Source organism: Streptomyces sp. Ncost-T10-10d, assembly GCF_900091955.1.
Classification (GTDB): Bacteria; Actinomycetota; Actinomycetes; order Streptomycetales; family Streptomycetaceae; genus Streptomyces.
On record NZ_FMDF01000205.1, the window covers coordinates 30,586 to 55,719 of the forward strand.

Annotated in this window: 28 protein-coding genes and 1 pseudogene; 13 read left to right on the top strand and 16 right to left on the bottom strand. The window is 69.9% G+C overall.

Going from position 1 to position 25,134, the window contains the following annotated elements; genetic code table 11:
• Nucleotides 1-4: 4 nt before the first annotated feature.
• The 3 genes from GA0115254_RS47990 to GA0115254_RS35035 form a co-directional block, all read right to left on the bottom strand.
• Nucleotides 5-190, bottom strand: a complete 186-nt coding sequence (locus GA0115254_RS47990; RefSeq protein WP_370740997.1) for a hypothetical protein — start codon at nucleotides 188-190, stop codon at nucleotides 5-7.
• Nucleotides 139-1,311: an MbnB/TglH/ChrH family RiPP precursor modification enzyme gene (locus GA0115254_RS35030; RefSeq protein ID WP_370740998.1), complete on the bottom strand. Its 1,173-nt coding sequence runs from the start codon at nucleotides 1,309-1,311 to the stop codon at nucleotides 139-141. The genes GA0115254_RS47990 and GA0115254_RS35030 overlap by 52 nt, the downstream gene beginning before the upstream one ends.
• Nucleotides 1,312-1,729: 418 nt before the next feature.
• Nucleotides 1,730-2,488, bottom strand: coding sequence for a peptidyl-tRNA hydrolase (locus tag GA0115254_RS35035; protein WP_093899288.1), 759 nt, complete (start codon nucleotides 2,486-2,488; stop codon nucleotides 1,730-1,732).
• 72 nt (nucleotides 2,489-2,560) lie between these two features.
• Between GA0115254_RS35035 and GA0115254_RS35040 the strand changes: the two genes are divergently transcribed.
• From GA0115254_RS35040 to GA0115254_RS35055, 4 genes are read left to right on the top strand one after another with little or no spacing between them, the layout of a single operon-like run.
• A complete protein-coding gene (locus GA0115254_RS35040) occupies nucleotides 2,561-3,238 on the top strand; it encodes an AIM24 family protein (protein ID WP_093899289.1) in 678 nt (225 codons plus the stop codon).
• The gene (locus tag GA0115254_RS35045; RefSeq protein WP_093899312.1) at nucleotides 3,235-4,131 is read left to right on the top strand and encodes an ATP-binding cassette domain-containing protein; all 897 of its coding nucleotides are present in this window, start codon (nucleotides 3,235-3,237) and stop codon (nucleotides 4,129-4,131) included. The genes GA0115254_RS35040 and GA0115254_RS35045 overlap by 4 nt, the downstream gene beginning before the upstream one ends.
• Nucleotides 4,128-4,796 (top strand): ABC transporter, encoded by a 669-nt coding sequence (locus GA0115254_RS35050; RefSeq protein ID WP_093899290.1) that lies wholly within the window; start codon nucleotides 4,128-4,130, stop codon nucleotides 4,794-4,796. The genes GA0115254_RS35045 and GA0115254_RS35050 overlap by 4 nt, the downstream gene beginning before the upstream one ends.
• A 14-nt stretch (nucleotides 4,797-4,810) precedes the next feature.
• Entirely contained in the window at nucleotides 4,811-5,011 is a 201-nt protein-coding gene (locus tag GA0115254_RS35055) for a hypothetical protein (protein WP_093899291.1), read from the top strand.
• On the opposite strand, the gene GA0115254_RS35060 is transcribed toward GA0115254_RS35055, so the two are convergent.
• From GA0115254_RS35060 to zapE, 5 genes are all read right to left on the bottom strand, one after another.
• Entirely contained in the window at nucleotides 5,008-5,898 is an 891-nt protein-coding gene (locus GA0115254_RS35060; RefSeq protein WP_093899292.1) for a polysaccharide deacetylase family protein, read from the bottom strand. The genes GA0115254_RS35055 and GA0115254_RS35060 overlap by 4 nt on opposite strands.
• Before the next feature lie 113 nt (nucleotides 5,899-6,011).
• Nucleotides 6,012-6,401: a hypothetical protein gene (locus GA0115254_RS44920; protein WP_093899293.1), complete on the bottom strand. Its 390-nt coding sequence runs from the start codon at nucleotides 6,399-6,401 to the stop codon at nucleotides 6,012-6,014.
• An 81-nt stretch (nucleotides 6,402-6,482) separates the two neighbouring features.
• Nucleotides 6,483-7,862, bottom strand: a complete 1,380-nt coding sequence (locus tag GA0115254_RS35070; RefSeq protein WP_093899294.1) for an alkaline phosphatase PhoX — start codon at nucleotides 7,860-7,862, stop codon at nucleotides 6,483-6,485.
• Nucleotides 7,863-7,987: 125 nt separating this feature from the next.
• Nucleotides 7,988-8,413, bottom strand: coding sequence for an OsmC family protein (locus GA0115254_RS35075; RefSeq protein ID WP_093899295.1), 426 nt, complete (start codon nucleotides 8,411-8,413; stop codon nucleotides 7,988-7,990).
• A 98-nt stretch (nucleotides 8,414-8,511) separates the two neighbouring features.
• Complete coding sequence (zapE, locus tag GA0115254_RS35080; RefSeq protein ID WP_093899296.1) at nucleotides 8,512-9,651, bottom strand: cell division protein ZapE; 1,140 nt, start codon at nucleotides 9,649-9,651, stop codon at nucleotides 8,512-8,514.
• Nucleotides 9,652-9,688: 37 nt separating this feature from the next.
• Here zapE and GA0115254_RS35085 point away from each other — a divergent pair, with 37 nt between their 5' ends.
• The 4 genes from GA0115254_RS35085 to msrB all read left to right on the top strand — a co-directional run bounded on the left by GA0115254_RS35085 (nucleotide 9,689) and on the right by msrB (nucleotide 12,906).
• A complete protein-coding gene (locus GA0115254_RS35085; protein WP_256102940.1) occupies nucleotides 9,689-10,453 on the top strand; it encodes a pyrimidine reductase family protein in 765 nt (254 codons plus the stop codon).
• Between the two features lie 147 nt (nucleotides 10,454-10,600).
• The gene (locus GA0115254_RS35090) at nucleotides 10,601-11,053 is read left to right on the top strand and encodes an indole-3-glycerol phosphate synthase (protein WP_093899314.1); all 453 of its coding nucleotides are present in this window, start codon (nucleotides 10,601-10,603) and stop codon (nucleotides 11,051-11,053) included.
• A 41-nt stretch (nucleotides 11,054-11,094) separates the two neighbouring features.
• Nucleotides 11,095-12,489 carry a UDP-N-acetylmuramate--L-alanine ligase gene (murC, locus tag GA0115254_RS35095; protein WP_093899297.1) on the top strand — a complete coding sequence of 465 codons (1,395 nt, stop codon included), beginning with the start codon at nucleotides 11,095-11,097 and terminating at the stop codon, nucleotides 12,487-12,489.
• 9 nt (nucleotides 12,490-12,498) lie between these two features.
• Nucleotides 12,499-12,906 (top strand): peptide-methionine (R)-S-oxide reductase MsrB, encoded by a 408-nt coding sequence (gene msrB, locus GA0115254_RS35100; RefSeq protein WP_093899298.1) that lies wholly within the window; start codon nucleotides 12,499-12,501, stop codon nucleotides 12,904-12,906.
• A 35-nt stretch (nucleotides 12,907-12,941) separates the two neighbouring features.
• Here the strand turns inward: msrB and GA0115254_RS35105 are convergent, their stop codons facing one another.
• Nucleotides 12,942-13,418: a hypothetical protein gene (locus tag GA0115254_RS35105; RefSeq protein WP_093899299.1), complete on the bottom strand. Its 477-nt coding sequence runs from the start codon at nucleotides 13,416-13,418 to the stop codon at nucleotides 12,942-12,944.
• A gap of 308 nt (nucleotides 13,419-13,726) precedes the next feature.
• Here GA0115254_RS35105 and GA0115254_RS35110 point away from each other — a divergent pair, with 308 nt between their 5' ends.
• Together GA0115254_RS35110 and GA0115254_RS35115 are read left to right on the top strand one after the other, a co-directional pair.
• Nucleotides 13,727-14,806, top strand: a complete 1,080-nt coding sequence (locus GA0115254_RS35110) for an NAD(P)H-dependent amine dehydrogenase family protein (RefSeq protein WP_093899300.1) — start codon at nucleotides 13,727-13,729, stop codon at nucleotides 14,804-14,806.
• Entirely contained in the window at nucleotides 14,803-15,282 is a 480-nt protein-coding gene (locus GA0115254_RS35115; RefSeq protein WP_093899301.1) for a carboxymuconolactone decarboxylase family protein, read from the top strand. Before GA0115254_RS35110 ends, GA0115254_RS35115 begins: the two co-directional genes overlap by 4 nt.
• 54 nt (nucleotides 15,283-15,336) lie before the next feature.
• Here GA0115254_RS35115 and GA0115254_RS35120 read toward each other — a convergent pair whose 3' ends face one another.
• Together GA0115254_RS35120 and GA0115254_RS35125 are read right to left on the bottom strand one after the other, a co-directional pair.
• On the bottom strand, nucleotides 15,337-16,980 hold the full coding sequence (locus GA0115254_RS35120) for a GMC oxidoreductase (RefSeq protein WP_093899302.1): 1,644 nt from the start codon (nucleotides 16,978-16,980) through the stop codon (nucleotides 15,337-15,339).
• Between the two features lie 176 nt (nucleotides 16,981-17,156).
• Nucleotides 17,157-19,601, bottom strand: a complete 2,445-nt coding sequence (locus GA0115254_RS35125; protein WP_093899303.1) for a GTPase-associated protein 1-related protein — start codon at nucleotides 19,599-19,601, stop codon at nucleotides 17,157-17,159.
• A 401-nt stretch (nucleotides 19,602-20,002) separates the two neighbouring features.
• On the opposite strand from GA0115254_RS35125, the gene GA0115254_RS35130 reads away from it, so the two are divergent.
• Both GA0115254_RS35130 and GA0115254_RS35135 read left to right on the top strand, forming a co-directional pair.
• Nucleotides 20,003-21,271: a hypothetical protein gene (locus GA0115254_RS35130; protein WP_093899304.1), complete on the top strand. Its 1,269-nt coding sequence runs from the start codon at nucleotides 20,003-20,005 to the stop codon at nucleotides 21,269-21,271.
• A gap of 60 nt (nucleotides 21,272-21,331) precedes the next feature.
• The gene (locus tag GA0115254_RS35135; RefSeq protein WP_093899305.1) at nucleotides 21,332-21,586 is read left to right on the top strand and encodes a hypothetical protein; all 255 of its coding nucleotides are present in this window, start codon (nucleotides 21,332-21,334) and stop codon (nucleotides 21,584-21,586) included.
• A gap of 51 nt (nucleotides 21,587-21,637) precedes the next feature.
• On the opposite strand, the gene GA0115254_RS35140 is transcribed toward GA0115254_RS35135, so the two are convergent.
• The 5 genes and pseudogenes from GA0115254_RS35140 to GA0115254_RS35155 all read right to left on the bottom strand — a co-directional run bounded on the left by GA0115254_RS35140 (nucleotide 21,638) and on the right by GA0115254_RS35155 (nucleotide 24,425).
• Nucleotides 21,638-22,219 carry a GNAT family N-acetyltransferase gene (locus GA0115254_RS35140; protein WP_093899315.1) on the bottom strand — a complete coding sequence of 194 codons (582 nt, stop codon included), beginning with the start codon at nucleotides 22,217-22,219 and terminating at the stop codon, nucleotides 21,638-21,640.
• A 67-nt stretch (nucleotides 22,220-22,286) separates the two neighbouring features.
• Nucleotides 22,287-22,643 (bottom strand): nuclear transport factor 2 family protein, encoded by a 357-nt coding sequence (locus GA0115254_RS35145; protein WP_093899306.1) that lies wholly within the window; start codon nucleotides 22,641-22,643, stop codon nucleotides 22,287-22,289.
• 99 nt (nucleotides 22,644-22,742) lie between these two features.
• On the bottom strand, nucleotides 22,743-22,883 hold the full coding sequence (locus tag GA0115254_RS44925) for a hypothetical protein (protein WP_176740414.1): 141 nt from the start codon (nucleotides 22,881-22,883) through the stop codon (nucleotides 22,743-22,745).
• A 95-nt stretch (nucleotides 22,884-22,978) separates the two neighbouring features.
• A pseudogene (locus tag GA0115254_RS35150) lies at nucleotides 22,979-23,691 on the bottom strand (transposase).
• Nucleotides 23,692-23,798: 107 nt separating this feature from the next.
• Nucleotides 23,799-24,425: a LysE family translocator gene (locus GA0115254_RS35155; protein ID WP_093899307.1), complete on the bottom strand. Its 627-nt coding sequence runs from the start codon at nucleotides 24,423-24,425 to the stop codon at nucleotides 23,799-23,801.
• A gap of 445 nt (nucleotides 24,426-24,870) precedes the next feature.
• Between GA0115254_RS35155 and GA0115254_RS35160 the strand changes: the two genes are divergently transcribed.
• The gene (locus tag GA0115254_RS35160) at nucleotides 24,871-25,131 is read left to right on the top strand and encodes a hypothetical protein (RefSeq protein ID WP_093899308.1); all 261 of its coding nucleotides are present in this window, start codon (nucleotides 24,871-24,873) and stop codon (nucleotides 25,129-25,131) included.
• The last annotated feature ends 3 nt before the right edge of the window (nucleotides 25,132-25,134 follow it).

A 25,134-nucleotide genomic window follows, 5' to 3' on the forward strand; every position in this document is an offset into this window, starting at 1 on the left:
CCGATCACCTTCCGACCAGGGCCGCGCGGGCCGCTCGTACCAGCCGGGTGGAGCGGCGCGGCGGTCGCGCCGCGGCCCGGTCCTGCCACCAGTGGGTCAGCCGGCGCCGGGCCGCGTCGTCGGTGGGCCGGCCGGCGATCAGCAGCTGCTCGGCGAAGTCCAGCGCGTCGCGCCGGTAGCCGGCGGACATGGGGCGGGTCCGGGCGTAGGCGAGGAAGGCGTCCCGGTAGCCGGCGCCCAGAATCTCCGGCAGCTCGGGTGCCACCTTGGCGACGACCCCGGCCCGTTTGGCGGCCAGGGCACGGCTCTGGATCCCGAGACGCCGGTGGTCGAAGCCCTGCGGGGCGGGGTGCCCGCGACGAGGGCGGAGAGCAACGCGGTCTGCGCGACCGCGACCCGGTCGCGCACGGATTCCGGGGACGGACCGGCGGTCCGGGCCGATCGCGATACGGATGTCCCGGCGTGCGCCGACGCACCGGCACCGAGGGCAGCCGCCCGGTCCAGTGTGGCGCGGATCGTGATCAGTTCGCCCGCCAGCTCCTCGGCCGGCGGGAAGTCGTCGTCCCGTTCCAGAAGTACGCCGGGCGGGTCGACCCGGGAGCGCAGTTCGGCGAGGACATCGAGCACGGGCTCGGTGACCGGGTGGGCGTGGGTGTCGTGCCAGACACCGTCCTTCTGGACACCGCCCGCCACATGTACGTACGCGATGGCCTCCACCGGCAGCTCGTCGAGTGCGGTCGCCGGGTCCTCGCCGCGGTTGACGTGGTTGGTGTGCAGATTGGCGACATCGATCAGCAGCCGGACGCCGGTTCGCTCGACCAGCTCCGCGAGGAACTGCCCTTCGGTCAGCTCCTCGTCGGGCCAGGAGATCAACGCCGCGATGTTCTCCAGTGCCAGTGGCACCGGCAGCGAGTCCTGCGCGATCCGTACGTTCTCGCACAGCACGTCCAGCGCGTCCCAGGTCCGCGGCACGGGCAGCAGATGCCCCGCTTCCAGCCCCGGCGAAGCGGTACGCGGCCCCCCGGCCCGTACGAACGCGATGTGCTCGGTGACCAGCGGCGTGGAGAGCAGCTCGGCCCGGGCCGCGAGATCCGCGAGCCGACCCGCGTCGGGGCGCTCGGCTCCGCCGAGGCCGAGCGAGACGCCGTGCGGTACGACGGTGACACCGCGTGCCCTGAGCCGCACCAGCGAATCGGGCAGATGGTCGGTGCAGATGTTCTCCGCGACCGCCTCCACCCAGTCGATCCCCGCCAGTGCCTCGACGGAGTCCGCGATCTCCGGCCTCCAGCCGATGCCGATTCCCAGCTTCATGTCGTCCCCCTCCTCCACCCCGTGCAGGGCTAATGGCCCCGGCGGGCGGCGGTGAATCCGAAGAGGGTGACGTTCAGAGGTTGATTTGAGGTTCCCGGTCCGGGGTGGTCAGGGCATCGGCATCGTGGAGGGCCGCGAGGTGAACGACATGTCCCGGTCGGCTCCGCCGGCACCGGCACCGGCGGTACGGCTGTGCCGGCCGGAGCGGGCGGCCTGTCGGGCCGACCGAGCGCGCCGAGCGTGGCGACGAGCGCCGCGATGACGAGAGCCGTTCCGTTGATGTGTCGCAACAAGGTCTCTCCCGGGCCGGGGCATGACGGCGACGAATACTGCCGGTACGGCAGTACCGGGAGGTACGTATCACCGCACCGGATGTTCAACGCGCCCCGCGGACAAGGGGGAGCGGCCCCGCTCCCGCTCAGCCGCGCAGCGCGGGATGGTCGGCGACCACGGTGCACGACCCCGGTGCGATCTCGGTGAACCCGGCGTCACGCACCACCGGAAGCCCGCTCACCGTGAGTTCCTGCCAGCGGCCCGCCTCCGGAGTGGCGACCGACAGCGGGAAGCCCGCCTCGCGCCACGCCTTGCGCTCCGTCTCCGACAGCTCCCACCAGGCGAGCTGCGCACCGTGCCCGGCCTGCGCCATCGCCTTGCCCGCCGACATGTCCAGGTCCGGGTTCAGCCACAGCACCGGACCCGCGGTGTCGGGCGCGGCCGGCGGCTCGGGGTCGTCCAGATCCGTCCCCGAGACCTGGAGCTTCGCCAGCTCCTTCGGCCAGCCGTCCAGAGGCACGGGCGGGAAGACCCGTACCTCGGCGTTCTCGCCGGTGACCGTGATACCGGGCAGCGCGGACGCCTTGCGCCACTCCGCGCCGCGCGCCCGGCGCACCACCTTGCGGATCCGGGCGTCCTGCCAGTCCCGCATCGCCTGCGCCCACTCGCCCTCGTCGGCCGACCGCTCGTCGGAGAGCATCACGAGCACAGCGCGGGCGGCGGTCCGCAGCGCGTCGGTACGGGCCGGGGGAGCCGTCTTCTCGATGTGCACGACCAGCGGCAGCACGTACTGCCGGGCCTCGTCGCGGCGCGTCCGCTCGGACCTGAACGGGCTGTCCGCCGCGGGGGAGTAGGACGTGGCCGGGGATTCGGACGGGGATACGGGGGTGTCGTTGTCGCTCACTCGGCCCAGTCTGCCAGCCGCCCGAGAAACGCTTCTTGGCGGAATGAATCGCTCCGGGTGAGGATGCCCCGCATGAAGAGCGATCTCTTTTCCAGTGAGAACATGGCGCAGCAGGCAACCGCCCCCGGCATGACCCTGCAGAACGCCAAATCCATCAAGTACGCCGTCAACGGCGAGATGCACGCCCGTCAGGGATCGATGATCGCCTTCCGCGGTGATCTGCAGTTCGAGCGCAAGGGCCAGGGCCTCGGTGGCATGCTCAAGCGCGCCGTCACCGGTGAAGGGCTGCCGCTGATGGCGGTCCGCGGCCAGGGCGAGGCCTGGTTCGCGCACGAGGCCGCCAACTGCTTCATCGTGGACATGGAGCAGGGCGACGTCCTCACCATCAACGGCCGCAACGTGCTCTGTTTCGACGCCACGCTCTCCTACGAGATCAAGACCGTGAAGGGCGCCGGGATGACCGGCGGCGGCATCTTCAACAGCGTCTTCACCGGATACGGCAAGCTCGGCCTGATGTGTGAGGGCCACCCCATCGTGATACCCGTCACGCCCCAGCAGCCGGTGTGCGTCGACACGGACGCGGTGGTCGGCTGGAGCGCCAACCTGACCACATCGCTGCACCGCTCGCAGAGCTTCGGCTCCATGATGCGCGGCGGGTCCGGAGAGGCCGTCCAACTGCGTCTGGACGGGGAGGGATTCGTGATCGTACGGCCCAGCGAGCTCAAGCCCGAGAAGGCGTCGGCCAACTGAACCTGAGCGGGGTGGGCCGTCGGTACGGCCTCGGCGGACCATGGGTCCTGCGCGGGGTCGACCTCGACCTGCCCTCGCACACCCTGATCCGCATCGAGGGTGCCAACGGCACCGGCAAGTCGACGCTGCTGAGGCTGCTCGCCGGGATCGACGCCCCGACGGAGGGCCGGATCACCGGCCGCAGGCCCCGTACGGCGTACGTGCCCGAGCGCTTCACGGCCGCGCTGCCGTTCACCGCGGCCGGGTACCTGGTCCACCTCGGCCGGGTCCACGGCCTGCGGACCTCCGAGGCGGCGGACCGGGCGCAGTCGTGGCTCGCCCGTTTCGGGGCCGCCGGCCATGCCCGTACACCTCTTCCGGAACTCTCCAAAGGGACCAGCCAGAAGGTCGCCGTCGCCCAGGCGCTCCTCGCCGAACCGGAGCTGCTGGTCCTGGACGAGGCATGGACCGGCCTGGACGCCGCGGCCCGCGACGAGCTGGACCGGGCCGTGGCCGAGCGGGTCGCGGCGGGCTCCACCGTCGTCTTCGTCGACCACGACCCACGCCGGCTCGCCGGGGCGGTCGACGCCGCGTTCCGGGTCGAGGGGCACGGGCTCGCCGCCGTACCCATGACGCGAGCCGAGGGGACCGGGCCGCAGGTACGCATCGAGGCGGCGGGCCCACCGGGCGCGGCACTCCCCGCCGGGCTGCCTGGTACGCCCGAGCGCACGCCCGCGGCAGACGGGGCCGTACGGCTCACCGTCGCGGCCACGCACTCCGACGCGCTGCTGCGCGCCCTGCTCGCCGCGCGCCCGCCCTGGCACATCCGACACCTGACGACCACCCCCGGCGCCGCTACGGGGCCGGAGGCCGCTCCGGCCCCCGGTGCCCGCTCGACCCCCGAGGCACCATGACCGCCCTCCTCCGCTACCAGACCGCCCTGCTGATCCGCTCCCAGCGCTGGCTCGCCCCCGTTCTGCTGTACGCGGCCTTCCTCGGCATCGGCGTGCAGTCGGGGCAGCCCGTCCTCGACTCGCTCGGATACGCCGCCGCCGGGCTCCTGCCCGTCACCGCCTGGCTCGTACAGCTCTGTGTCGACCAGGAGCCGCCCGCCGCCCGGACCGTCACCGCCGCGGTGGCGGGATCGCCGCGGGTCCATCTGGCGTCGCTGCTCGCCGCGCTGGGGTGCGCCGGGCTGCTGGGCGCGGTCGCCACTTCGATCGTGCTGCTGATCAGCAAGCCTGTCAGCGCGGACAACGCCGTCCGGGTGCCGCTGCTGCCCGCGGGGCTCGCCGGACTGCTCGCCGCCGTCTGCTGCGTGCTGCTGGGGGCGGCCGTCGGTGCGCTGTGCACCCGGCCGCTGCTGCACCGGCGCGGCTGGTCCGTCGCCACCACCGTGCTCGCCGCACTGCTGGCCCTGGTGACCAGCGGCTCGCCCGCGAACCACGCCGTGACGGGCCTGGTCACCGGCTCGCAGACCGGCACGGTGCACGTGCCGCTCCTGCCGCTCGTCGCAGCCGCCGCGATCGCAGCGGCGGTGGCCGCGCTCACCTGCAGGCTCACTTCGCTGCGCGGCTGAGTAGGCTCCTGCGCATGGATGAGCGCAATGGCGTACGCGTGGACGAGTCGTACTGCAAAACGCCTGCCGTGGCCCCCGCACCCGCCGCGGGACCTCCGTACGCCGAGTGCGTGCTGTGCCGGAAGCCGACCGAGTACCCGGAGTCGGTCAAGGGCGTCACGCTCTGCCCGGTCTGCGAATGGCAGGAGGCCCAGCGCACGGCGTGCTCCGGCTAGGCAGGGCGCGTTCGCATCAGGTCGGATACCTTCACGAAGCGGTACCCGCGCCTGCGCAGCTCCGGGACCACTTGGCGCACCGCCTCGTCCGTGACCGGTGCCGCGCTGCGGGTGCAGTGCATGACGACCACCGAGCCCGGCTTCACCCCGTTCAACACCTGCTGCGCCACCGCGTCCGCATCCGTCGCGAACGCGTCGCCGCTGACGACGTCCCACTGCACCGCCGTCACCTTCTCGGGCGCGAGCGCGCGCAGCGCCGCATCGTCGTAGCAGCCGCCGGGGAAGCGGAAGTACGGCACCACATTGCGCACACCGGCCTTCCGGAACGCGGCGAAGGCCCGCTCGACATCGCCGCGCATCTCGCCCTTCGCCACGGTCGGCAGCCCGTAACAGGGCGACTTGAAGGCGTAGTGGCTGTACGAGTGGTTGGCGATCTCGAAGAGCGGATCGGCGCCGATGGACCGGGCCTGCGTCGGGTACTCATCGGCCCACCGCCCGGTCATGAACACCGTCGCGGGAACCTTCAGCCGGCGCAGCAGCGCGATCAGTGCGGGGTTGTCGAAGTGCTCGCCCGCAGCCGCACGCGGCCCCTCGTCGGCCGTCATATCGGCGTCGAAGGTCAGCGCCACAACCTTCCCGGCCGTCTCGGCCCCGCGCGTGAAGACCGGCGTCAGCCCGCCCGGGCCCGGTGTCATGGTGGGCGGCTGCTCCGTCGCGGCGGGGGGTGCGCTCACGAGCGGTGGTGCCGAGGCCGTCTGCGACGGTGCGTCGGCGACAACGGGCGTACGCTCCGCAGCCGGGGAACCTCCCGGGCTCCCGCACCCGGCAAGGCCGCCGAGCACCGTGCCCAGGACAGTCAGAGCCGTCAGATTCCGTACAGAGTTCATCACTCACGGAAAGTATCGGATGACCTGACTGATAGTTGTATGTAGTGATCCTCCGCATCGAAGTCGCTCTCGGATTCACTCCGGCCGTGGAGCCGCCGCCGAGAAGTGTCTGATCAGTCATGCCGGCACGAGGGTCTCGGGCGCGCACAGATGTACGGCGTGCGCACCCGGCCCGGGTACGTCGAGGGCGAGCAGGGCGGCCCGTGCGGCGTCCCGGACCTCCAGGCACGTCCACAGATCCCGGGCACCGGCAGCCGGTTCCGCGGTGAGGGCCGGTTGTTGATCAGCGCGACGGTGCGGCCCGGCCGGGCGGCGGCGATCGCGCCCCCGAACCGGCCGTCGCCGGCCCCTTCATCGAACGGCCCACGGTCCTCCCCGGACGGGTCGAGCGCAGCGACCTGCCCGGTGTCGGTGTCGTCATCGACCGCGACGAGTCCCGCAAGTACCGGGCCACTGCCGCCGGACGACCTCATCTGCGCACGGCGGACGGGGCGTTCACCCATGGGTAGAAGACTTCTCAGGAGCCCGTCCCCGTATTGTGCAGGGGGCGGGCAACAGCTGCCCGCCCCCTGCACATCAACGCATCAGCGCCACGGCCCCGTCACCGCGAACGTCGTCCCCGGCGTATAGCAGTTGACGAACATCGTCCCGCCGTCCGGAGCGAACGTGACCCCGGCGAACTCGCCCCACGCGGGCTCCTCGGACGTCCCGATGTTCTGCCGGCCCCGCGCCATCGCGTACACCTCGCCGCCCCGCGTCAGGCCGAACACATGCTGCGCGCCGTCGCCGTCCTCGCACACCATGAGTCCGCCGTCGGACGACAGGCAGATGTTGTCGGGGGACTCGCCGGGCAGTTGCACGTCCGTACCGGGACCGAAGACGATCACCAGCGTGAGACGGCGCCGCTTCGGCTCGTACTTCCACACCTGGCCGTAGTGGTCGGCCGCCGACCCCTGCGAGCTGTGCGCGAAACTGGAGACGAAGTAGACCGCGGACCCGCCCCAGTAGCAGCCCTCCAGCTTCTGCGCGTGCGTGATGCCCTTCGGGCCGAAGTCCTGGAACCGGATCGGGGTCCCGGCTGCCTGTGCATCCGGTACGGGAACCCACTCGATACCCTCGAAACTCGCACCGGTCTCCTGGATCACGGAGAGGTCGGGGACGCCGGGCACCCGCATGGCCTCCAGATGGCCGCCGGCCCGCAGCGAGCCTGTCCCGCCGAGCGGTTTCCTCGGCAGGAAGCGGTAGAAGAGCCCGAACGGCTTGTCGAACGCATCCTCCGTCTCGTACACGATCCCGCTCTTCGGGTCGATCGCGATCGCCTCGTGCTGGAAGCGGCCCATCGCGGTGAGCGGGACGGCCCCGGTGCGGTGCGGATCGGCGCCGTCCACTTCGAAGATGAAGCCGTGGTCCTTGGTGTAGCCGTTGGTGCCGGCCTTGTCCTCGGTCTCCTCGCAGGTCAGCCAGGTGTTCCAGGGGGTGCGGCCGCCTGCGCAGTTCACCGCCGTACCGGCGATGGCGACGCGTTCGCCGAGGACGTTGTTGCGGCCGTCCAGCTCCAGGACGGTACAGCCGCCCTTGCCCATCGGGTCGTAGGTGAGGCCCTCGACGGTCGGGACCGGGATTCTTCCGGTGGTGCGGTTCTCGTGATTGCGTACGAGACGGACGTGTCCGTGCCGGCCCGTGAAGGCGGCCATGCCGTCGTGGTTGCTGGGGACCTGGCCCTCGCCGGAGCGGAGCGGGTCGCCCTCCCGGGACAGGACCCGGTAGCGGAAGCCCTTCGGGAGGTCGAGCAGGCCGTCCGGGTCGGGCACGAGCGGGCCGTAACCACCGTGTCCACGGGCGGCGGCGGTACCCGCGAAGAGTTCGGAGAACGCCCCGGCGAAGGCGATCGAGGCAACGGCCGCGCCGCTGCCGGCCAGGACCTGTCGTCGTGTTGCGAGGTGTCGTGCTGCTGCTGATGACATGAGGCAACTCCCTGCTGGCGGACAGGAGAAGTGACCCGCATGTGTGTACCACGCGTATCGCCGCGCGGGAACCACGCGGGTCACTGAGCCTCGTGCGTGTCAGGGGACCGCAGGGGCCCGTGGGGTCAGGCCAGGGACGCGGAGAGCGTGATCGTCGTGCCCGTGAGCGCCTGGCTGACCGGGCAGTTCGCCTTGGCGTCCTCGGCGGCCTTGACGAAGCCCGCCTCGTCGAGACCCGGCACCTCGCCCTGGACGGTGAGGTGGATACCGGTGATGCCGGTACCGGGCTGGAAGGTGACCTCGGCCCGGGTGTTCAGCCGGGTCGGCGGGGTGCCGGCGGTGGCCAGGCCGTTGGACAGCGCCATCGAGAAGCAGCTGGAGTGTGCCGCCGCGATGAGCTCCTCGGGACTGGTCTTTCCGTTCGCCTTCTCCGCGCGGGACGGCCAGGAGACCTCGTAGTCGCCGATGCCGGAGGAGTCGAGGGTGACGACACCCTTGCCCTCGATCAGGTTGCCTTCCCAGACCGTGTGCGCCTGACGCGTGGTAGCCATGCTGGATCCCTTCAAACGGTGTGCGCGGTGATACGGGAGATACGAGGTGCGCCGGGGCACCTCGGTGATACGCCCCCGAAGGGTGGTACGCCCCGAACCTACTGCGCCACCAGACCCTTTGCGTCGCGCGCCAGCGCCGTCAGCCGGGAGATCGCCCGGAAGTACTTCTTCCGGTACCCGCCGTTCAGCATCTCCTCACTGAACAGCTTGTCGAACGGGACCCCGGAGGCGAGCACCGGAACCTCCCGGTCGTACAGCCGGTCGGCGAGGACGACGAGCCGCAGCGCGGTCGACTGGTCCGGCACCGGCTGGACCTCGGTGAGGCAGACCGCCCGCAGTCCGTCCGTCAGCGCGCCGTAGCGGCTCGGATGGACCCGGGCGAGATGGTCGAGGAGCGAGGGGAAATCGTCCAGACTGGCGCCCTCGGTGGCGTACGCGGCCTGGGTGACCTGCTCGTCGGAGTACGGCGCGGGGGCCTCGGGCAGTCCACGGTGGCGGTAGTCCTCGCCGTCGATCCGCAGCGGTCGGAAGTGCGAGGACAGCCCCTGGATCTCCCGCAGGAAGTCGGCGGCGGCGAACCGGCCCTCACCGAGCTTGCCGGGCAGCGTGTTGGAGGTGGCGGCGAGCGCGACCCCTGCCTCGACCAGCCTGCTGAGCAGCGAGGACACCAGTACCGTGTCACCCGGGTCGTCCAGCTCGAACTCGTCGATGCACAGGAGCCGGTGCCCGCTCAGCGTCTGCACGGTCTGCTGGAAGCCCAGCGCACCCACAAGGTTTGTCAGCTCGACGAAGGTGCCGAACGCCTTCAGCGACGGCGCGGCGGGCGTGGCGTGCCAGAGGGAGGCCAGCAGGTGCGTCTTGCCGACGCCGTAGCCGCCGTCGAGGTAGACCCCGAGAGGTGCCGCGGGCGCCGCCGGCTTCTTGCTGAACCGCCCACCCGTCGCCCGCCACCACCCCTCCGAGGATGCGCTTCGCGCTCTTCTGTTCTTGCCGGAGCCGGTGGCGTGCGCCCCGCCCAGCCCGGCCGCGAAGCCGCTCAGGACCGTGACCGCCTCGACCTGGCTCGGCTGGTTCGGGTCCGGGACGTACGTATCGAAGCGTACGGAGTCGAAGCGCGGCGGCGGCACCATCTCGGCGACCAGGCGGTCGGCGGGGACGTGCGGCTCACGGGCACACAGGGACAGCGGGGCCGTTTCGGCTATGGGGCTCTGCCCCGGCACGGCGGTGGAGGACGACACAACTCTCAACCTTAAGCGCCGTGCCAGACTGCAGAACATGCGACGCCTCTTCCCTGTGACCGACCTGACACCGGCTGACGACGAGGGGGAGTGGAGTCTGGACCATCTGGCCGACGCCTACTCCTACCCCGAGCAGGACGGCCCCTGGCTGCGCGCCAACATGGTTTCGACGCTCGACGGCGCCGCTCAGCACGACGGGCGCTCGCAGCCGATCTCCTGCGAGAGCGACATGCGGATCTTCGGCACCCTGCGCGGTCTGGCCGATGTGGTCGTGGCCGGAGCGGAGACCGTACGGCTGGAGGGCTACCGGCCCGCCAGGGCCCGCGAGGCATTCGCCGCCCGCCGGGCAGCGGCAGGGCAGGGGCCCGCACCGGCGATCGCCGTGGTGAGCGGCAGCCTGGACCTCGACTTCTCGTTGCCGCTCTTCGTCTCGCCGCTCGTCCCGACTCTCGTGCTGACCGGCAACGGAGCCCCTGCGGACCGGATCGAGGAGGCGCGGAAGGCGGGCGCCGAGGTGGTGATCGCTGGGGAGGGCTCCCGGGTGGACCCCGCCAGGGCCGTACGGGAGCTGGCGGACCGCGGACTCAAGCGGCTGCTGACCGAGGGCGGACCCAGGATGCTGGGCCAGTTCGTGGCGGCCGGGGCGCTGGACGAGCTCTGTCTGACCCTCTCGCCGATGCTGACCGCCGGAGACGCGCAGCGGATCGCCGGTGGCCCCTCGGTGGCCGTGCCGGAACGATTCGCCCTGACATCGATGCTGGAAGAGGCCGGGTTCCTCTTCACCCGATACCGTCGGATCTGACAATCGGCGGAATTAATCGTTCCGGTTAGCCCTCGATGGGCACAATTACTCGCAGACCCCGTGCGAGCACGGGGAAGGATGGTTTCAGCAGAGACTCGCGACGGTTACTGAAGCAGAAGGGCGCCCGTGGTGTTCACCAGCGTTTTGATGATCGAGAAGCCCCTCACTTCCGAGGACGTCGAGTTCGTCACCACCCTGCACGGGGAGGAGCAGACCTCCTTCGTCGTGCTCATGCAGCCGCGCGGTGACCAGGCCGATGTGCTGTTGCGGGCCATCGACGACCTGGCGATGGGCGAACTCAAGGAAGCCGCCCGGGAGGGTGAGGAGCCGGAGGGCAAGAATGCCAGGCAGTCCGCCGAACTGGCGCTCGAAGTGTCGCTCGAGGCCCTGCGGCAGGCAGGCTCCGAAGCGGTCGGGCAGGTGATCGAGGAGCACCCGCTGGACAAGCTGAAGTCCGTGGTCGACGACGCGGAGGCCGATGAAGTCATCGTGCTGACCGCGCCGCACTACGTGGAAGAGTTCTTCCACAGGGACTGGGCGTCCAGGGCCCGGCACAAGGTCGGCGTACCGGTGCTCAAGCTCTTCGCGCACAGCGAATAGGCTGGGCGGGTACTCGATTCGACTTCTGGGGAGACACACGCATGGCACCCGGTATTCCTGCCGCCATGGAACGACCGCACTTCATCGGCATCGGCGGCGCCGGAATGTCGGGCATTGCGAAGATCCTCACCCAGCGCGGCGCGAAGGTCGCGGGCAGTGACGCCAAGGAGTCGGGTACGGCCGAGGCGCTGCGGGCGCTGGGGGCGACCGTGCACATCGGACACGCCGCCGGACATCTGGCGGACGACGCCTCGTGCGTGGTCGTCTCCAGCGCCATCCGCGCCGACAATCCGGAGCTGGTGCGCGCCGCCGAACTGTCGATCCCCGTCGTGCACCGTTCCGACGCGCTGGCCTCCCTGATGGGGGGCCTGCGCGCGATCGCGGTGGCGGGTACGCACGGCAAGACGACCACCACATCGATGCTGGCCGTCGCCCTGTCCGAGCTGAACCTCGACCCCTCGTACGCCATCGGCGGCGACCTCGCGGGCCCCGGCACCAACGCCGCGCACGGCGAGGGCCGGATCTTCGTCGCCGAGGCGGACGAGAGCGACCGCAGCTTCCAGAAGTACGACCCCGAGGTCGCGATCGTCCTCAACGTCGAGCTGGACCACCACGCGAACTACGCCTCGATGGACGAGATCTACGAATCCTTCGAGACGTTCGCAGGCAAGATCGTTCCCGACGGCACCCTGGTGATCGCCGCCGACCAGCCCGGCGCCGTCGAGCTGACCAAGCGGGTGCGCGCCCTCTCCTCGGTGAAGGTCGTCACCTACGGCGAGTCCGAGACCGCCGACGTACGCGTCCACAAGGTCACCCCGCGCGGTCTGACCAGCGAGGTCACGGTCATCCTGAACGGGAAGTACCTCACGTTCACGGTCTCCGTGCCCGGCCGCCACTACGCCCACAACGCGGTCGCGGCCCTCGCCGCCGGTGTCGCCCTCGGCATCCCGGCCCACAACCTGGCCTCGGCCCTCGGCAAGTACACCGGGGTCAAGCGCCGCCTCCAGCTCAAGGGCGAGGCCGCGGGCGTGCAGGTCATCGACTCGTACGCACACCACCCCACCGAGATGACCGCAGACCTCGAAGCGATGCGCGGCGCCGCATCCGACGCCCGCCTCCTGGTCGTCTTCCAGCCCCACCTCTTCTCCCGCACCCAGGAGCTCGGAGCCGAGATGGGCCAGGCCCTCGCGCTGGCCGACGCCTCCGTGGTCCTGGACATCTATCCGGCCCGCGAGGACCCGATCCCCGGCATCACCAGCGACCTGATCATCGACGCCGCGAGGTCCGCGGGCGCCGATGTCACCGCTGTCCACGACAAGGCGGCGGTCCCCGAGGCCATCGCGGGAATGGCGAAGCCCGGCGACCTCGTTCTCACCATGGGGGCGGGCGACGTCACGGACCTCGGCCCGCAGATCCTGGACCACCTGTCGAGCTGAGGGAGCGACGTGTCGTACGACATCGAGAAGCCGGACGAGCAGTGGCGGGCTGAGCTGACGCCCGCCGAGTACGCGGTCCTGCGCCAGGCCGGCACCGAACCCGCCTTCGTCGGCGAGTACACCGACACCAAGACCACGGGCGTCTACTCCTGCCGCGCCTGCGGCGCGGAGCTGTTTCGCTCCGACACCAAATTCGAGTCGCACTGCGGCTGGCCGTCCTTCTACGACCCGAAGGACACGGACGCGGTCGAACTGATCCAGGACCGCAGCCACGGCATGGTCCGCACCGAGGTCCGCTGCGCCCGCTGCGGATCGCACCTCGGCCATGTCTTCGAGGGCGAGGGCTACCCGACCCCGACGGACCAGCGGTACTGCATCAACTCGATCTCACTGCGCCTGACGCCCGACGAGGGCTGACGGTCACGTCCTGAGCCGAGGGCCGACGCCGGGCGTCAGCCCTCGGCCTCGGCCTCGGGCTCGGGGTTCTCCGGCCGCAGCAGCGGGTGGGCGACCCCCGGGAAGACCCTGGCCCGCACGACCGGCTCCGCGGACCCGCCCTGGACGACCGTCTCGGCGACGCCCCACGGCCGGCCGGGCAGCACGACCGTCAGGATGTACGAGGAGGCGCAGCCCGTGCAGTCGTAACGGTCCGCCCAGGTCTCCACGTCCGTGACACTGCCGGGGTATCGCGCCACATGCCGGTGCAGCGCGTGGCAGCGCTCGCACCGCTCGCCCGGCTCGCACGTACCACCGCAGGGGCACGGAACGTCGAACGAGTCGGCGGGACGCCAGCGCTGGGTGAGGACGGCCTCACGCGTGGCGCCCATGTCCTTCATCGCCTTCAGGTTGCGGGCGGCGACGTTGTACGACTCGCCGGTCGCGGCCATCCGGTCCCGGATGACGTCCTTGCGTCCGCGGTTCGTCGTCATGGCTTCCTCATCTGTTCCTCTGGCGGTTCACGCAGCCCGTCAGGAGGCCCACGAGATCGTACGTTCTACGGTACCGGTCGCTCCGAGGAAGCCGTGACGTATGTCCGGCCGGGTCCGGAAGCTCAGGACGGGCCGCAACCTCACCGCCACCCTTCAGTGCGCCTGGGCGTGCCTCAGCTCGTGCTGGAATTGCTGGAACGGCACGCTGTCCGGGAAAGCCCACTCATCGCCCTGCTACGCACGAGCGATTGGAATTCTTTCCGGTCACGCCACTATGAACTGATGCGCCCTCTCGCTACCCTCCGCGCATGATTTCCACGGTTGTCTGGGGTACCGGCAACGTCGGCCGCGCGGCGATCCGTGCCGTCGATGCCCATCCGGCGCTGACGCTCACTGCCGTGCTCGTCCACAACCCCGACAAGGTCGGCCGCGACGCGGGCGACCTCGGAGGGCTCGACGGCGGTCTGGGGGTTGCCGCGACCGACGACATCGACAGTGTGCTGGCCTCCGGCCCCCAGGCGGTGGTGTACGCGGCGTCCGGCGACATCCGCCCCGACGAGGCCCTCACCGACATCATCAGGGCCATCCGGGGCGGAGCCGTAGTCGTCACCCCTGCGGTGTACGCGCTCTACGACCAGCTTGGCGCCCCGCCGGAGTTGCGGGATCCGGTGCTGGCCGCCATCGCTGAGGGCGGCGGCTCGCTGTTCGTCTCCGGTGTCGACCCCGGCTGGGGCAACGACGTGCTGCCGCTGCTGATCAGCGGACTCGGCACCACCGTGGACGTGATCCGCTGTCAGGAGATCTTCGACTACTCCACCTACGACCAGGAGGATTCGGTCCGGTACCTGGTCGGCATGGGACAGCCGATGGACTATGAGCCGCTGATGCTCGCGCCGACGGTCCCCACGATGGTCTGGGGCGGCCAAGTGCGGCTGATGGCCAGGGCCCTTGGTGTCGAACTCGATGACATCCGCGAGACGTTGGACCGGCGCCCTCTTGAGACCATGGTGAGTACCAGGACGATGGGCGAGTTCGAGGCGGGCACCCAGGGCGCTGTCCGGTTCGAGGTGCAAGGCATCGTCGAGGGCGAACCCCGAATCATCATCGAGCACATCACGCGCATCCATCCGTCCTGCGCACTGGACTGGCCGACGCCGCCCGACGGCGACGGCGCACATCGGGTGGTCATCGAGGGTCGCCCGCGGATCGAGGTCACGGTCGAGGCCACCGACGAGGGCGAGAACCGGTCCGCGGGCGGGAACGCCACCGCAGTCGGCAGGCTCGTGAGCGCCATCGACTGGCTTGTGGGCGCGGAACCCGGACTTTACGACGCGCTCGACGTCCCACTGCGCCCCGCGGTCGGCAGGCTCGGAAGGAGACAACGATGAACATCGATATCCCCGAAGGCAAGGATGCGATCGAGTACGTGTGGGGGGAGATGATCCCCGGGATCGGGATCGCCGCCGCGAATTTCTCGATGTCGGTGTATGCCCACACGACGCTCGGGCTACGCGAGTTCGAGGCCGCGCGGTTGCGGATCGCACAGATCAACGGGTGCATCTTCTGCCTTGATTGGCGGACGGAACGGGACGGAGCGAAGGTCGAGGAGGAGTTCGCCGACGCGGTGGCCCAGTGGCGCACCACCGACGCCTTCGACGACCGGACCCGGTTGGCCGCCGAGTACGCCGAGCGGTACGCCCTGGACCACCACGGCCTCGATGACGAGTTCTGGACTCGGATGACCGCGCACTACAGCCAACCCGAGATCGTGGAGCTGAGCATGAGCATCGGCTCGTGGCTGGCATTCGGCCGGCTCAACCATGTGCTGGGCCTCGACACCGTGTGCGCGCTGCCCGGGCGCTGAAGTGGTCCGGGGCCGCTCGGTGAGCCCGCCCGGCCCCGGGCTTCGATCTCACCGTCACAGGTCGGCGGCGATGATCTCTTCGATGTTCCGTTCGGCGAGCGCGGTGATGGTGACGAACGGGTTGACACTGGTGTTGCCGGGGATCAGCGAGCCGTCGATGACGTACAGGCCGGAGTAGCCGTGGAGGCGGCCGTAGTTGTCGGTGGCCTTGTTCAGCACCGCGCCTCCGAGCGGGTGGTACGTGAGGTGATCGCCCCAGATCTTGTAGGTGCCGAAGAGGTCGGTGCGGTAGATCGTCCCCTCCGCCTTGTTGATCTTGTCGAAGATCGTCTTGGCCGCGTCGATGGACGGCTGCTTCCAGGAGGTCTGCCAGCTCAGATCGACCTTGCTCGTCGCGGCGTTCCAGGAGAACTCGGCTCGGTTCGGGTTCTTGGTGATCGTCAGATAGAACGAGGCGTACGTCTCGATCCCGGTGGGCAGCGGCGCGACCTCGGCGAACGCACCACCAGTAGCCCAGTTGTCGATGCCGCCCGTGGGTATGGACGCCTGGACCTTGCCGGTCGGGTCCCACAGGTGGTTGGCGCGGCCGCACATGACGTTGCCGTTGTCGCCCCAGCCCTTGCCGATCTCGTCGTTCAGGCGGGGCAGCGCTCCGGTGCCCTTCAGCGTGACCAGCAGCTTGCTGGTGCCGACGCTGCCTGCCGCGAAGAACACCTTGTCCGCGGTCACGGACTTGGTGGCCGTGGTGTCCCCGTTGGTGTTGATCTGGTCGATGACGACGGTGTAGCCGCCACCGGCCGCCGGGGCGACCGAGGTGACTTTGTGCAGTGGAGAGATGGTGACCTTGCCGGTGGCCCTGATCTGGGCGATGTAGGTCTTCGGCAGCGACTTCTTACCGTAGTTGTTGCCGTAGAGGATCTCGCCGTCCAGCGCCGATCTGGGGACGGTACCGGCTGCCTCCTGCTTCATGTAGTCCCAGTCGTACACGGTGGGAACGAAGACGAACGGGAAGCCGGAACGCTGGGCTTGTTTACGACCGACCCGGGCGTACTGGTAGCACTCGGCGGTCTCGAACCAGGAGGGGTCGATGGTGTTGACCCCGAGCCCGGCGTTGGCACGCGGGTAGTAGATGCCGTACATGTCGTCGGCGTTCACCGACGGGAGGATGGCGCCGAAGTTCTCGCGCTTGGGAGTGACTGCCATGCCGCCATTGACCAACGAACCGCCTCCGACACCGCGCCCCTGATAGACCGTGATGCCGCCGAATTCCTCGGCGTCCAGGATCCCGGTGTAGCGGGAGATGTCCTTGTCGATGGGGAAGCCGAAGAAGTTGCTGAGGGGCTGTTTGGTTTTGGTGCGGAGCCAGTAGGACCGGTTGTCCGGCTGGGTCGTGTTGGCGAAGATCTTGCCGTCCGGGCCGGGCGTGTCCCAGGCCATGCCCATCTCGATCATGTGTACGTCGACGCCGGCCTGGGCGAGACGCAGGGCGGCGACGGAGCCCCCGTATCCGGTGCCGATCACCAGGGCCGGGACATGGGTCCCGGAGTCGATCGGAGCGGCAGTGGAGACAGCTTTCGCCTGAGCCGAGGCGGCGTGGCCGATGAGAGCCATGGCTCCCAGAACGGAACTTGTTCCTGCGATGAACCTTCGACGCGAGACACTCTTGGATCCAGCATCATGCATGGTGGTGTCACTCATGTGGCGTCCTTCACTCTCGACAGAGTGGAACAGGTTCTACTGTCGATTGCGCGCAAAGTCACTACGTACTTATAGGTAACTTCTGCCTGATCGCGGACTCCGGGCAGCACGGTCCGGCACAACTGACGCCCGCGGGTTGCCCGAGGACTCGCGACCTCTTGATGTCCTGAGCTCGGCTATGACCGCCGCACCCGTGCCGTCAGCCTGCTGCCGAGCCGTCTGCCGAAGCCACCCGGCCGGTTCCACGCCCGGAACGCCTCCGCCGTGCGGCTGCTGCCCGTACGCTCGGCCGCCTCCTCCACGGCTGCCACCTCGACGGCGGACAGTCCGCGCACCACAGGCCGCAGCACCTCCTCCAGCAGCGCCGCCCGCGTCTCGCTCCAGGCGCGGCCCGCATGCGGGTGTGAGCTCCAGACGGTGAAGCAGTCGGCCGCATAAGCAGGTTCGGAACGCAGCCGGGCGAGGACGGTGTCATGGCGGGCGGCCCTGCCGTAGGCCGCGATGAGGTCCGCGTCGTCGCTGTGGACGAACGCGTACAGCTCCGCCTCGGGCCGGTCCGGAGCGAGCAGCCTGCCGGCCAGTGCGCCGAACGCCTGGTCGCGCACGCCCGGCTCCACCGGGCCGGCCCCGGCGCACAGCTTCCGGGCCCGTTCCGCCCAGCCGGGCTCCGCCGCCCCCGACCGCAGGTCCCGCGCGAACTCCAGGAGCAGCAGAGCGCCGCGCACCCGCGCGTCGATCTCCTGCGGGAAGCCGCGCAAGAGGTCATGGGCGAGTTCGGGGGCCTCCTCGTCGTCGGCGGGGGCGCCGAGCGCCGCCGCGACGAGAGCGGACCACGTACCGGCCGTACGGTGCGCGTCGGAGGTGGTCCCGCCCAGCAGCAGCCGCGCCTCGCCCGCCGTGGGTGTGTCCTCGCCCCAGACCAGCCCCACCGCCGTGCGCAGCACCAGTGGTTCGGTGAAGGGTGACATTCCACCGGCGCGGAGCACCGTGTGCAGCACCTTCATCCGGTCGCCGCCGCCCGCCCTGGCGTCCGGTGCCGCCGCGCACATCCGCAGATGCGGCAGCGCCTGCGTCCCGGTGAACGGCAGGGCGACACCGGTCAGCAGCCGCTCCGTTCCCGCCGGATCGTGCGGGGTGATCCGGTCCAGCTCGCCCAGCAGCGCGGTACGGACATCGAACTGTTCGTCCAGCAGGTCGAGCAGCACCGGCCCGCAGCCGGCTGCCCCTTCGCCCAGCAGGGACCGGGACATCCGGTGTACGACACCGGGGAGCAGGTCCGCGCAGTCCACGTCGAGCAGCCGCGCGATCCGCAGCAGCTGTACGGTGCGCGCCACACTGCGGCCGGGCGCGGTGGGCATGATGGGCGCACCGGTGGCGAGTTCGGTACGGAGGTCGTCGCCCAGGGCCGCGACGAGTGCGGCGGAGGCGCGCTCCCCGGCCGGTTCGGCGAAGGCCGAGCGCGCGGGGGGTTCGAGTGTGACGTCGCCTCCGCGCACCGCCTCCGTCACCAGCAGAGCGGCGAGCGATGCGGTCGTGGCGGCGGGCGAACGCCCATCAAGGGCGGTCAACAGCCGTGCCACACTGGAGAGTTCGGTGCTCGTGCGGTCGACGCCGGGGGCGGTCAGCGCGTCGGTCAGCAGCCGCGTCCGCTCCTCGTCCAGCGCGTACGGCCGCTCGGCGGCCCAGTCGGCGGCCGCGGCGCGTTCGACGGGGCCGAGGGCGACACCCGCGCAGAGTGCCGTGACGGCGAGCGGTCCGGCGGCGAAAGGCTCTCCGGGCAGTTCGGCCGCCGCCCGGAACAGCTCCGGGGACCGACTCCGCCAGATCCGGGCGCAGGTCTCGGCCCAGGCGTCGTCCACCGGCCCCGTCGGGCGCGGCCCGGCGCAGTTGTGTACCCGGAACTCGTGCCCGTCGTCGGAGCGGTTCGGTTCCGGTGCGTCCTGCGGCAGCACTCCGACGACCTGGTGCGGAGACCGCGCCGGACGGCGCGTGTAGGTCGTGAAGGTCAGCCGCCGCGCGTTCTCCGGCGGGAGCACGGCCCCGGCCAGGGCGATCCACCGGGCCACATCGGCGCTCTGCCGCTCCACGAGAACCACGCGCGCCGACGACGGTTCCTCGTTCACCCGGCGCAGGTCGGCGAAGACGGCCGCCAGCCAGGGGCTTCGGGAGACCGCGAAGTCGTTCAGCGCCTCCGGACCGAAGACGGCGGAGGCGGGCAGGGAGGCCATTCGGCCGGGCGTGCCGCCGTCCGGTGTGGTGGAGGCCCAGTTCGGCGACCGCCAGGCCGTGATCGCCGGCACGTCGCCCGGCAGCCCGGTGCCGGCCGGCAGATGCACCGCGTGCGCGTGGAAACGGCCGGCGCCGGGGCCGCCCAGCGCCACCGTACGACTCAGCAGATGGCTGCCGTCGGACAGCGCACTGAAGCTGAACGCCTCGGGGAACGACCGGAGTTCATCGGTCGTGGGGTGGTACGGGGCCCCGGCCGGCGGCTCGTAGCCGAGAAGCTGCTCGGCCTCGGCCAGCATCGGCGTGGGTATACCGGCGCTGACCGCCGTGAACCGTGCGCCGCCCCCGTCGTCCCCCGCAGAGGCAGAGGTGTAGTGCAACTGCGCGAGGCTCATGCGTCGGCCCTCTTCGTCCTTGCCGCGAACGTCCCCGTACCGTCAGCACGCCCGCTCCGTCGGCCGTCGAGGGCAGGCCGTCCGGGCGCAGCGACGACCCCGGCGGGGAGCGGTCCGCAATCGCGGGAGCGACGCTATCAAGGCGCGCCGCCCCCGCATGCAGCGTGCCGGAAGGTCGCCCGGGCATCTGCCGGGGCGTTCAGTCCAACGGGACAGTAGGCAGGGCCCGTACGCCCGGCGCGGTCGGAGTTTTGACGTTCAGTCGGCCCTTGTGGGCCACCCAGGGCGCCGAGAGGTGAAACCACACCCATCATGACAGCTCAGCGGCCCTTTTTCGTAGGACCGACCGCACAGCTCAGGAGCCTTGTCCCGCCCTGTTTCCGGCTCTCAGAATCACCGTCATGAATCATTCCGAGAACGTCGATCAGGACGCGGTGCTGCGGGCACGGACGATGCTGCTCGGATCCGGTGGGCTGAGCGTCGAGCAAGAGATCGACGCGTACCGGGTGCTGGCCGAGGTGAGCCCGCTGACCTACATGCCGAAGCTGTCCAAGGCACTGGTCTCGTTCGGTTACGCGCCGGAGTTCCGGGACTGCCCGGACATACAACTGGCCCTGCACGCCGAGGCGGTGGCTGCCGCCCGGCGGATCGGCGCGGAGGAGCCCAAGAGGACGGAATTGCTCATCGACGCCCTGACCGCCTACCAGCGTTTTCTCTATACCGCGGGCCGGCGGGCGGAGGGCTTCGCGATCTGTGAGGAGATGGCCGAGGCCGGGCGGCAGGGGTTCGAGCGGGGGCAGGTGCCGAGCCCCGTGTACGGGCACGGGCGGCTGGCCGCCGTACTGGCCGAGGAGGGGCGTCACCGGGAGGCTGCGGAGATCTGCGGGAGGATCGTCCGGGCCGCACGCTCGGAAGAGCCGTCCGGTGTCTCCTTCTGGACCGCGGTCGAGTGGGCGGCCGAACTGGACGCCGCCGGACTTCACGACGCGGCCCTGGACGCCTTCGCAGACATGGTGGACGCCTGCCGCGGAGAACTCGATGCCGGGAGCACGTCGCCGGCCATCCTGACGTGGGAACTGGTCCGCCATTCCCAGATGCTGGATGCGGCCGGGCGCAGGGCAGGGGCCGGAGCGGCCAGGAAAGAGGCTCTCGGCCTTCTTGCCGAGCTGGGGGAGACAGGGGAGCGCAAGAGCTGGAGCAACATCCTCTCCTGGTGGACCATGCTGCTCGGCCTGTCGGGCCGGGCGGAGGAGCCGGCGGCGTCGGCCCGAACACCCGCGCCGCCGTTCGGTTCCACCCTCTGGTCGAGCGACACCAGGCAGGCGTACTTCGAGGGCCTCCCCGCCCTCGAAGAGGAGACCGCCCGCCTGACCGAGGCGGCCGCGGTCGACCCCCGCCGCCATCTCCCGGGGCTGATCGCCACCCACCGCAGGATGACCATCCGTTCGGCGCTCCACCGGGAGAACCGCACCCATCGCATCCTGAAGCCGCTCCGGCCGGTCTTCGACGAGGGTGTGGCACTCGCCCGCCGCCTGGACGACCTGGGCGCGCAGGAGGGCCGGGCCCTGCTGGCCAGGGCTCTGACCGACCGTTCCATGTTCCTCCTCGCCGCCAAGCAGTACGGCGAGGCCCACGACGACTTCCTCGTGGTCACGACCCTGCTGGACTGACAGGAACAGAACGACGGACGGGCCACAGAGGCGTGCGGGCGCGCTCAGTCCAACGGGACGGTGCGCAGCGCCCGTACGCCCGGCGCGGTCGGGGTTCCGCAACACGCCACCAGTGCCTGGGGCAGGAACGACATCGGCCAACTCGGCGACGACCCCGTCATCAACCGCACCACCCCGGTCCCGATCGGTGTCCTCCAGGGCGCCACGGACATCGCGAGCGGAGTGGACTACACCGTCGCAGCCCGCGACGACGGCTCGGTGATCGCCTGGGGTGCCAACGCCAACGCCAACGTGCAGCTCAGGCTTGTCCCGTAATGATCTCCGACGTGTCCGGAGCGTGGTCTGCTGCTGGGGCCGAACGCCCGGTCAGGCTTCGTGGACGCGGGCGTGCAGATGCATGTCGTGCCAGCCGTCGGCGTGGAGCAGTGCTTGACGCCGTACGCCTTCCAGGGCAAAGCATGTCTTTTCGGCGATGCGGCAGGATGCGATGTTTGCCGTTGAGTGGCCGAGTTCGAGTCGGTGGAAGCCGGCCACTTCCAGTGCCCAGCTTGACACCCGGGCCACTGCGCGGGAGCAGATGCCCTTGCCTCGGGACTCAGGAGCGGTCCAGTAGGAGATCTCTGCTTGGCCTCCGACCAGGATGATGGACTGGAGGGAGACCCGTCCGAGAACCCTGTCGCCGCTGGCATCGGCCACGGCCCAATGGCAGGCGGACTCGCTCTCCCAGCCACGTCGCCACTGTTGGATCCACTCTTGAGCTTCGTCTTCGGAGCCCGCCTTGCGCAGGTGCCAGAGCTGGATCGCCCGGTCCTGGAACACTCGCGCGACGGCGGCTGCGTCCGAAGGCAGCCATGGCCGCAGCAGCAAGTCGTCGTCGATCGACAGCGTCGGCTGGGGAGAGGCATTGAGGCTGCCAGGAGACATGACAGGAGTGACCAGAGAAGGCATGGTCGACATCATGGCAAGTCCGCCTCCGGGCCCGCGAACAATCGTCAAGACGCGTGGATCAGCAATCTCAGGGGGTGCTCCGGCGGTAGGTCCACATCTCGGCCATCCGACCGTCGAGAAGCCGGATCAGCCAGATGAGAGGGCTGTCGATGGTACCGGGGCGACTTTCGTGGCCGACGCCGCCGATGACGGACAGCAAATCGTCGGTACCAAGGATCGTCTCGATGTGGAAGCGGAGTCCTGGCCGTTCTGCATGGATATGTGTGACAGCGCGTTGAACGTCGGCGGGCCCGGTCACCTCAGGGTGCGCGTGATCAGCCCAGTCCGGACTCAGCACTTCCGGAGCGATCGAGGTGTCACCCGTGTTCCACATGTGGAAGTACCGCTGCACAACGTAATGGGTGGGGTCCGTGTGCGCGTCCATCGTGTTCTCCTTTGCTCCGGCGGGTGGCACCCTGCGAGATGAACCGTAAGATCGCGCAGCTCGCGTGTCTGCCCGTTCGGTCAAGACGCCGTTCTCGAATCAGACGTCGAGGCAGATCAGCGGCACCAGATGGGCTCCCGTGATCGCGCCCCAGCGGACCTGCGCAGACTCGACGAGCTTGAAGACCTTCGCCAGAACCACGGCCACGCTGCCGACCCACAGTGTCCGAGTGAGCGGCATCCACAAGTCACTGGTATTGATCAAGCTGCCCGCCGCGGACCGACTCCCCCCAGTCGCTCCGAAATGACTTCCCGGGAACTGCCACAGCCGGACGACTATCCGACGAGGTTGAGGTTGTGCAGGCGGGCGACGCCAAGCGTGGCGTGATGAACGCCGTCGCCCTTGAGTCGACAGTCGCGGAGGATCTTCCAGGTCTTCATGCGGGCGAAGACGTGCTCGACGCGGGCGCGAACCCGCTTGTGGGACTTGTTGTGGGCCTGCTTCCAGCTGGGCAACTCCTCGCCCTTGCGGCGCCGGTGGGGCATCACGAGCCCGGTGCCCGGATAGCCGCCGTCCGCGATGGCCATGGTCGTGCCGACGGCGGCCTTCGCGCCGGACTCCTCCCATGCCTTGCAGTCGTTGCGGTTGCCGGGCAGGGGCCGGCCGACCGCCACGACGAGGTGGGTGTCGGCGTCGATGACGACCAGGTGGTTGGTGGAGTACCGGTAGTGCTTCGACTGCGCGGCGACGGTGTGCTCGCGAGTGGGCACCAGGGTGCCGTCCACGATGAGCACGGTGTCCTTGCCGAACCGTTTACGGGGCTGGAGCGCGAGCATTGGCCCGAGGTGGTCGGTGATCCGCTCGGCTGCGGACTTTGAGACTCCGAAGGGCGGTGCGATCTGCCGCATTGTCAAGTTTGTGCGCCAGTAGGCCGTGACCAGCAGCGCCCGGTCTTCCAGCGGAAGGCTCCACGGGGGGCCCTTGCGAACCGCGTCCGCGCCCTCACGCCGCAGCACGGTCACCAGCTTGCCGAACTGCGCGGGCTCAGCCCGGTGAACGGGGCTGTCCAGGAGGGCTCCGACGCCGTGAGTGCACCAGCCGCGCCGAGATCATTTCACCGTAACCAGTAGCTATGGGGCAGCCAGGGGTGCGGGCTCAGTTCGCTGTTGCCGTTCGAACCCCCAGGGCGACCAGCACTGCTCCCGCCAGACGACTCGTGCCACGTCGGAATCGAGGCGTGTCGATCGCCGCGTGCGCAGCGGCGACCACAGACGTCCAGATCAGCAGCCACACCAGCACCATGGCCACATGGACAATCGCAAGCGTCGCGATCTGTGGCGCGATCGGGCGGCTCGACGTGAGGAACTGCGGTACCAGGGTGAGATAGACCGACGCGGCCTTCGGGTTGAGGACGTTGGAACACAGCCCCTGGCCAAAGCCTCCGAGCCGAGCCCATGGCAAGCGCCATCGCCTCCGTGTCGTTGGTTCGACGCCTCGGCGCGTCGACCGCCACGTGGTCACGCCCAACCAGATGAGATAGATGCCGCCCACGAGCTTCACCACTGCCAACGCCTGAGCCGACGACATGACGAGGGCCGACAAGCCAATCGCGGCAAACGTTGCGTGCACCAAGAGCCCGCACGCTGAGCCAAACGCGGCACGCACACCGTCAAACCGCGATCCCGCGATCACCTGTTGCGTGACCAGCGTGAAGCTCGTGCCGGGAATCAATGTGAGGGGTGTGACTGCGACCACGAAGCCAAGTACCTGATGCCACTGCACGCAACGAGCCTACGCAACGAGCGTGCTCCAAGTCACCGATTCCCCGCCCTGCTCGGAGCAGGCCAGATCGGGACCAACCATGCCCCACATCGACTCGGAGATCATTTACGGGACAGCCCTTCGGCGACGGCACCGTCAATCCCACCTGAAAGCTGGTGACCGTCCTTCCAGCGGGCAGTGCCATCCTGCGCATTGCGACGACGGGGCTGGGCAAGTCCGGCTTCGCGTACTGATCCGAGCCGGTGGTTACGTCCTTGCCAACCCCCGCCCCCGCCCCCGCCCGGCGCGCGACGCGCGGCAAGGACCCTGTCCAGTGCTCCCCCATCACTCCAATGACCTACGCACCCCGGGCTGTGCCAGTCGTTGGTGGTCTTCGGATTGACCAATCCCCCGTGGGCACGGCTCTCCGGGCTCAAGGGTTGCTCTGCGTACAGGAGTTACACGGATGAATCTCAAGACGCTCCCCGCGGTCGCCGCCGTTCTGGCGCTGGCCGGTCTCACCGGTGCGTCCACGGCCGACGCGGTGCCCGGCACGGTCTCCGGCGACGGTGGCAACCGCATCGGCGTCCTGAAGGACAACGGCGATGCCTACGTGAAGGCGGGCAGCCTCGGCGCGACGTGGGTCAAGGGAGCCGGGAGGTCAAGCAGGTGGCCCTGTCCGGCAACCGTATCGGTGTTCTCACGGGTGACGGCGTCGCCTGGGTGAAGG

Excerpts from the sequence above, each read along its gene's own strand:
- GA0115254_RS47990 (WP_370740997.1), bottom strand. The coding sequence starts at position 190 with ATGTCCGCCGGCTACCGGCGCGACGCGCTGGACTTCGCCGAGCAGCTG.
- GA0115254_RS35030 (WP_370740998.1), bottom strand. The coding sequence starts at position 1,311 with ATGAAGCTGGGAATCGGCATCGGCTGGAGGCCGGAGATCGCGGACTCC.
- GA0115254_RS35040 (WP_093899289.1), top strand. The coding sequence starts at position 2,561 with ATGAAGAGCGATCTCTTTTCCAGTGAGAACATGGCGCAGCAGGCAACC.
- GA0115254_RS35050 (WP_093899290.1), top strand. The coding sequence starts at position 4,128 with ATGACCGCCCTCCTCCGCTACCAGACCGCCCTGCTGATCCGCTCCCAG.
- GA0115254_RS35055 (WP_093899291.1), top strand. The coding sequence starts at position 4,811 with ATGGATGAGCGCAATGGCGTACGCGTGGACGAGTCGTACTGCAAAACG.
- GA0115254_RS35060 (WP_093899292.1), bottom strand. The coding sequence starts at position 5,898 with ATGAACTCTGTACGGAATCTGACGGCTCTGACTGTCCTGGGCACGGTG.
- GA0115254_RS44920 (WP_093899293.1), bottom strand. The coding sequence starts at position 6,401 with ATGGGTGAACGCCCCGTCCGCCGTGCGCAGATGAGGTCGTCCGGCGGC.
- GA0115254_RS35070 (WP_093899294.1), bottom strand. The coding sequence starts at position 7,862 with ATGTCATCAGCAGCAGCACGACACCTCGCAACACGACGACAGGTCCTG.
- GA0115254_RS35075 (WP_093899295.1), bottom strand. The coding sequence starts at position 8,413 with ATGGCTACCACGCGTCAGGCGCACACGGTCTGGGAAGGCAACCTGATC.
- GA0115254_RS35085 (WP_256102940.1), top strand. The coding sequence starts at position 9,689 with ATGCGACGCCTCTTCCCTGTGACCGACCTGACACCGGCTGACGACGAG.
- GA0115254_RS35090 (WP_093899314.1), top strand. The coding sequence starts at position 10,601 with ATGATCGAGAAGCCCCTCACTTCCGAGGACGTCGAGTTCGTCACCACC.
- murC (WP_093899297.1), top strand. The coding sequence starts at position 11,095 with ATGGCACCCGGTATTCCTGCCGCCATGGAACGACCGCACTTCATCGGC.
- GA0115254_RS35105 (WP_093899299.1), bottom strand. The coding sequence starts at position 13,418 with ATGACGACGAACCGCGGACGCAAGGACGTCATCCGGGACCGGATGGCC.
- GA0115254_RS35110 (WP_093899300.1), top strand. The coding sequence starts at position 13,727 with ATGATTTCCACGGTTGTCTGGGGTACCGGCAACGTCGGCCGCGCGGCG.
- GA0115254_RS35115 (WP_093899301.1), top strand. The coding sequence starts at position 14,803 with ATGAACATCGATATCCCCGAAGGCAAGGATGCGATCGAGTACGTGTGG.
- GA0115254_RS35120 (WP_093899302.1), bottom strand. The coding sequence starts at position 16,980 with ATGAGTGACACCACCATGCATGATGCTGGATCCAAGAGTGTCTCGCGT.
- GA0115254_RS35125 (WP_093899303.1), bottom strand. The coding sequence starts at position 19,601 with ATGAGCCTCGCGCAGTTGCACTACACCTCTGCCTCTGCGGGGGACGAC.
- GA0115254_RS35130 (WP_093899304.1), top strand. The coding sequence starts at position 20,003 with ATGAATCATTCCGAGAACGTCGATCAGGACGCGGTGCTGCGGGCACGG.
- GA0115254_RS35140 (WP_093899315.1), bottom strand. The coding sequence starts at position 22,219 with ATGCCTTCTCTGGTCACTCCTGTCATGTCTCCTGGCAGCCTCAATGCC.
- GA0115254_RS35145 (WP_093899306.1), bottom strand. The coding sequence starts at position 22,643 with ATGGACGCGCACACGGACCCCACCCATTACGTTGTGCAGCGGTACTTC.
- GA0115254_RS44925 (WP_176740414.1), bottom strand. The coding sequence starts at position 22,883 with ATGCCGCTCACTCGGACACTGTGGGTCGGCAGCGTGGCCGTGGTTCTG.
- GA0115254_RS35160 (WP_093899308.1), top strand. The coding sequence starts at position 24,871 with ATGAATCTCAAGACGCTCCCCGCGGTCGCCGCCGTTCTGGCGCTGGCC.